The following is a 4,427-nucleotide window of genomic DNA, read 5'->3' as shown; positions in this document are numbered from 1 at the left end:
ACAAGTATTAGACGCAGGAAACAATGTCCTAACAACTATTAAAGAAACAGTTAAATAAGTTCTAAATGGAAATAAGGCCCATTCATTTATATTATGGGCCCTATTTCTTACATAATGAAATATGTTACGTTGATCCATAATTGTCACTACCTTGTGACAAAGCAAAATACTAGAAAAACACAATCCATGGTTAAATAGAGTTAAGGAGCCGAGCAACAAAGGCATCCACCAACTAATAAAGGAGAATCGATTTTATGAAAAATAAAAAGAAGCTCACAATAGCAGGGATTATCGCGACCGTATTAATTGTTGTTTCCCTCATCGTCAATGCAACTTTATTACAACCAAAAACAGACATCGGTAAAACACAAGATATAAATGGTTTACAGATTACGGTAGCTAATGCGGAATTAGTCAATCAATCGAGTAAAGTCCGAGTTCAATTTAAAGTTAAAAATAATACGAAGCAAACAACAGGAATTGGTGCAGGAAACTTCCACATCACGGTGGGTAAAAAAGATTACCAAATGACTAGTGGAGACAATTTTGGTCAAGAAATAGCTAAGGGTGAGACAATTACAGGAAATGGCTACTACAAAATTCCAAAAGAGCAAGAAGAAACATTACTCATATATACATCACCGGAGGGCGAAACATGGACTTGGAACTTAGGGCAAGTCGATGAAGAATAAGACACTAAACGAGAAAAAAGTATTTGTTTACAGTTCGGTTCATGTCTGGAACGATACGCGAATTTACTATAAAGAAATTGAGACGCTACTAAAAGCGGGTTACCAAGTGGAGCAAACAGCGGTGGAAACGACGCAACAACCTGAACCACGCCAGAACTTAACGCAAAATCTATTTCAAAAAGGTAGCCGATTGAAGCGAGTTACAAGGTGGTTCACTATTTACAAAGCGATCCGCAACTCAGACGCCAAATATTATCATTTTCATGATCCTGAATTGTTGATACTTTTGCCAATTTTAAGAAAGCGGAAAGGAATCTTCATCTATGATATGCATGAAAACTTTCCGAAAGCGTTGGAAACGAAAGCTTGGATTCCGAAAGGGCTTCGTAAACCACTAGCTAAAATTGTAAAACGAGTGGAGCAGAAATGCCTATCGTTGTGTGATAGCGTTGTTTTTGCAGAAAGTTCATATAAAAAAGATTATCCGTATGTGACGCAAAAGAGTGAAGATATCCTGAACTATCCGACATATCAAGAAGTAATGCCAGCAGAGGAGAATGAAGAAAACACGTTACTTTATGTAGGTGGCATTGAAGAAAATCGCGGATTATGGATAATGTTAGAGGCTTTGAACAGCTTGAAGCAGTCTGGATGCGCGGAACTAAAATTGAAACTGATTGGTCCGATTTCAGAAGTAGATAATGAAAAAATAGATGCTTTTGTGACAGAACATAGTCTTACTAGTAATGTAGAACGATTAGGAAGAATACCGAATGCCGAAATAAGCGGACACATGGCTACCGCAACAATTGGACTTTGTTTATTAAAACCGATTCCTAATTATATGGAATCCATGGCGACGAAGATGTTTGAATACATGTCGGCACAACTACCAATGATTGTATCAGATTTCCCGATGTGGTCGGATTTAATGAAAGAAACGCAAAGTGGTCTTAGCGTAAATCCGCTAGATGCTAAAGAGATAACTGGAGTGATGGAGCTTCTGCTGGAAAATAAGGTATTGCGACAAAAAATGGGGACGAACGGACGTTATCACTATAAAAAAGCTTATAACTGGACAACGGAAGGACAAAAATTACTTGCCCTTTATGCGGCGGCAAATAGTGAGGTGCTAAATGAAAGTCCTATATATCAGTCAACATTTTGAGTCGGAAAACGGCTTAACAAGACCTTATGAATTAGCGAAAAAGTTAACAGAAGAAGATATAGAAGTGACGATGTTAACAGGAAAGAGCATGAAAGAAAAGGAATTAGATGGTATTCAGATTATTTCGACAAAAACGAATTATGATCATACTTTTGCTTTTCATAAACGCTTGCTTGCCTTTGTGATGTTCGTCATTAAAAGCATTTATCTCGGTTTAAAGGAAAAGAATGTGGATGTGATTTACGCGAGCTCGGCCCCGATTACGGTTGGGATTACAGCGCTTATTGTAGCTAAAATCAAGCGAGTTCCTTTTGTATTCGAAGTTCGCGATGTATGGCCAGATGCGCCAATTGAAATGGGTATTATCCGCAATAAAGAGTTTATCAGGATTGTCCGTGGACTCGAGAAAATGATTTATCGTTACGCTTCTCATATTGTAGCACTATCTGATGGAATTAAGCGGAATATTGTGTCAAAAGGTGTCGCGAAAAGTAAGATTAGCGTGATTACGAATCTCGCACATTGTGATAAAGCGACTTGGTATGACTCGGCGGAAGATCGAGAACACATAGAGGCTATGTATCCGGAGTTAATTGGAAAAACAATCGCGCTGTATCCAGGAACATTTGGCGTAGCGAATGATCTTAATTTTATACTCGATGTCGCGACGCAGCACCCCGACCCGAACATTCATTACATCTTGATTGGACGTGGCAAAGAGAAGGCATCGATGGCAGAAACGGTTCGGAATCGTGGCTTAACGAACATTTGGTTGCTCGATAATATGCCAAAAGCAGAGGTTTTTAGTTGGATGTCAGCAAGTGATGTCGGGATCGTGAATTTAGCGAACGTCCCGATTCTGGCCGCTGAAAATAGCTCCAATAAGTTTTTCGATTTTCTATCATTGAGCAAGCCGATCATTTTGAATTTCAAAGGTTGGCAAGATGATTTATTGCGAGAACATATCGCTGGTGCAGGTTTTCATTACCACGATAAAGCTGGCTATTACGATTTTCTGAAAATGATACACGACAATAAAACGCGGAAATTAGCAATGGGAGCGAGTGCACGAGTGCTGGCAGAAACCCATTTTGATGCACGGATTTTGAAAGATCAGTTTGCCGAATTAATTAAAAATTATGAAGGAAACGAATTAAATTAGGAGGAATAAGGATGAAAATAGCAACAATCGGGCTTGGATATATTGGATTGCCAACAGCGGTGATGTTCGCCAAACACGGGCAAGAAGTGATTGGTTTTGATACGAATAAAGATGTTATCGCAAGTTTGCAATCCGGTCGTATTCATATTGAAGAGCCGGGATTACAGGAAGCATTTCAAGATGTTTTGAACAATGGATTATTACGTCCCGTGAGTCAATTAGAGCCAGCGGGTGCGTTCATCATCGCGGTTCCGACGCCACATACAGAGGATCATTCGTGCGATACGAGATACATTCGTCAAGCGGTGCAAGACGTGATTCCGCTACTTGAAAAAGGCAATACGATCATTTTAGAGTCTACTGTGGCACCGAAAACTACGACAGGCGTGATTCAACCGATGCTGGAAGAAGCTGGATTTACGGTAGGCGTGGATGTGTATTTAGTACATTGTCCAGAGCGCGTGCTACCAGGCCAAATTATGACGGAATTGGTGCATAATAACCGCATTATCGGTGGCGTAACACCAGAGTGTACGATCGCTGGCTCCGTTGTTTACCAAACGTTTGTAAAAGGCGAAATGTTACTGACGGATGCTTCGACGGCGGAACTTTCTAAACTGATGGAAAACACGTTCCGCGATACGAATATTGCGCTTGCGAACGAATTGGTGAAACTCTCTGCTGAGCTCGATATTAATGCGCTAGACGTTATCAAAATGGCAAATAAGCATCCACGTGTGAACATTCATACACCAGGACCAGGCGTTGGTGGACACTGTCTTGCAGTTGATCCATACTTCATCACAACGGCGGCTCCAGAACAAACGCCACTGATCCAAACGGCAAGAGCGATCAATAGCAGCATGCCTGAGTATATCGCGAATAGTGTCGATGCGATTACAAATAACACAGCGAAAAAAGTAGTTATTCTTGGCGCGGCATATAAAGGAAATGTGGATGATATCAGGGAAAGCCCAGCGCTAAAAATTGCTGAGCATTTGCAACAACGCGGCGTGGAAGTTCATGTGTATGATCCACATGTTGCCCACTATGCCATGAATCCAGAAAATGCCTTTGCAGACGCTGACATGGCGATTATCGCGACGGAACATGATGAGTTTAAGCAACTACCAAATAATTTATTAGCAAGTATGGCTAGCATGCAAATTTTCGATACAAAAAATATTTTTGAAGGAAATCATGAGGAACTGACGTATATCACGCTTGGCACCTTGCACCGCTACACGAACCGTTCACAGTTGCATGCGTAATAAAAAAGCTAAAGGAGACGATAAAACAAAATGGATAAAACAATTGATTTGAGTGGCATCATCACGATCTTGAAACGTTTTTGGTGGGTTGTCGCCGTCCTTGGCATTATTGGTATGGCAACGGCGTTCTTGTA

Annotated in this window: 4 protein-coding genes; all 4 read left to right on the top strand. The window is 40.6% G+C overall.

Annotated features, from left to right (window positions below):
* Positions 1-254: 254 nt before the first annotated feature.
* Genes HCJ54_RS15205 through HCJ54_RS15190 form a run of 4 tightly spaced genes read left to right on the top strand, consistent with a single transcriptional unit; the run spans position 255 to position 4,293 of the window.
* A complete protein-coding gene (locus HCJ54_RS15205; RefSeq protein WP_187138252.1) occupies positions 255-692 on the top strand; it encodes a DUF4352 domain-containing protein in 438 nt (145 codons plus the stop codon).
* On the top strand, positions 682-1,860 hold the full coding sequence (locus HCJ54_RS15200; protein ID WP_187138251.1) for a glycosyltransferase: 1,179 nt from the start codon (positions 682-684) through the stop codon (positions 1,858-1,860). Before HCJ54_RS15205 ends, HCJ54_RS15200 begins: the two co-directional genes overlap by 11 nt.
* Positions 1,829-3,022, top strand: a complete 1,194-nt coding sequence (locus HCJ54_RS15195) for a glycosyltransferase family 4 protein (protein WP_187138250.1) — start codon at positions 1,829-1,831, stop codon at positions 3,020-3,022. Before HCJ54_RS15200 ends, HCJ54_RS15195 begins: the two co-directional genes overlap by 32 nt.
* An 11-nt stretch (positions 3,023-3,033) precedes the next feature.
* Entirely contained in the window at positions 3,034-4,293 is a 1,260-nt protein-coding gene (locus tag HCJ54_RS15190) for a nucleotide sugar dehydrogenase (protein WP_187138249.1), read from the top strand.
* Positions 4,294-4,427: the final 134 nt, after the last annotated feature.

It is taken from the genome of Listeria grandensis, assembly GCF_014322885.1.
Taxonomy (GTDB): Bacteria; Bacillota; Bacilli; order Lactobacillales; family Listeriaceae; genus Listeria_A; species Listeria_A grandensis.
This window is presented reverse-complemented; position numbering and strand designations above follow the sequence as displayed.

Bases quoted from the DNA above. Each gene is read 5' to 3' on its own strand.
- HCJ54_RS15190 (WP_187138249.1), top strand. From the start codon at position 3,034: ATGAAAATAGCAACAATCGGGCTTGGATATATTGGATTGCCAACAGCG.
- HCJ54_RS15195 (WP_187138250.1), top strand. From the start codon at position 1,829: ATGAAAGTCCTATATATCAGTCAACATTTTGAGTCGGAAAACGGCTTA.
- HCJ54_RS15200 (WP_187138251.1), top strand. From the start codon at position 682: ATGAAGAATAAGACACTAAACGAGAAAAAAGTATTTGTTTACAGTTCG.
- HCJ54_RS15205 (WP_187138252.1), top strand. From the start codon at position 255: ATGAAAAATAAAAAGAAGCTCACAATAGCAGGGATTATCGCGACCGTA.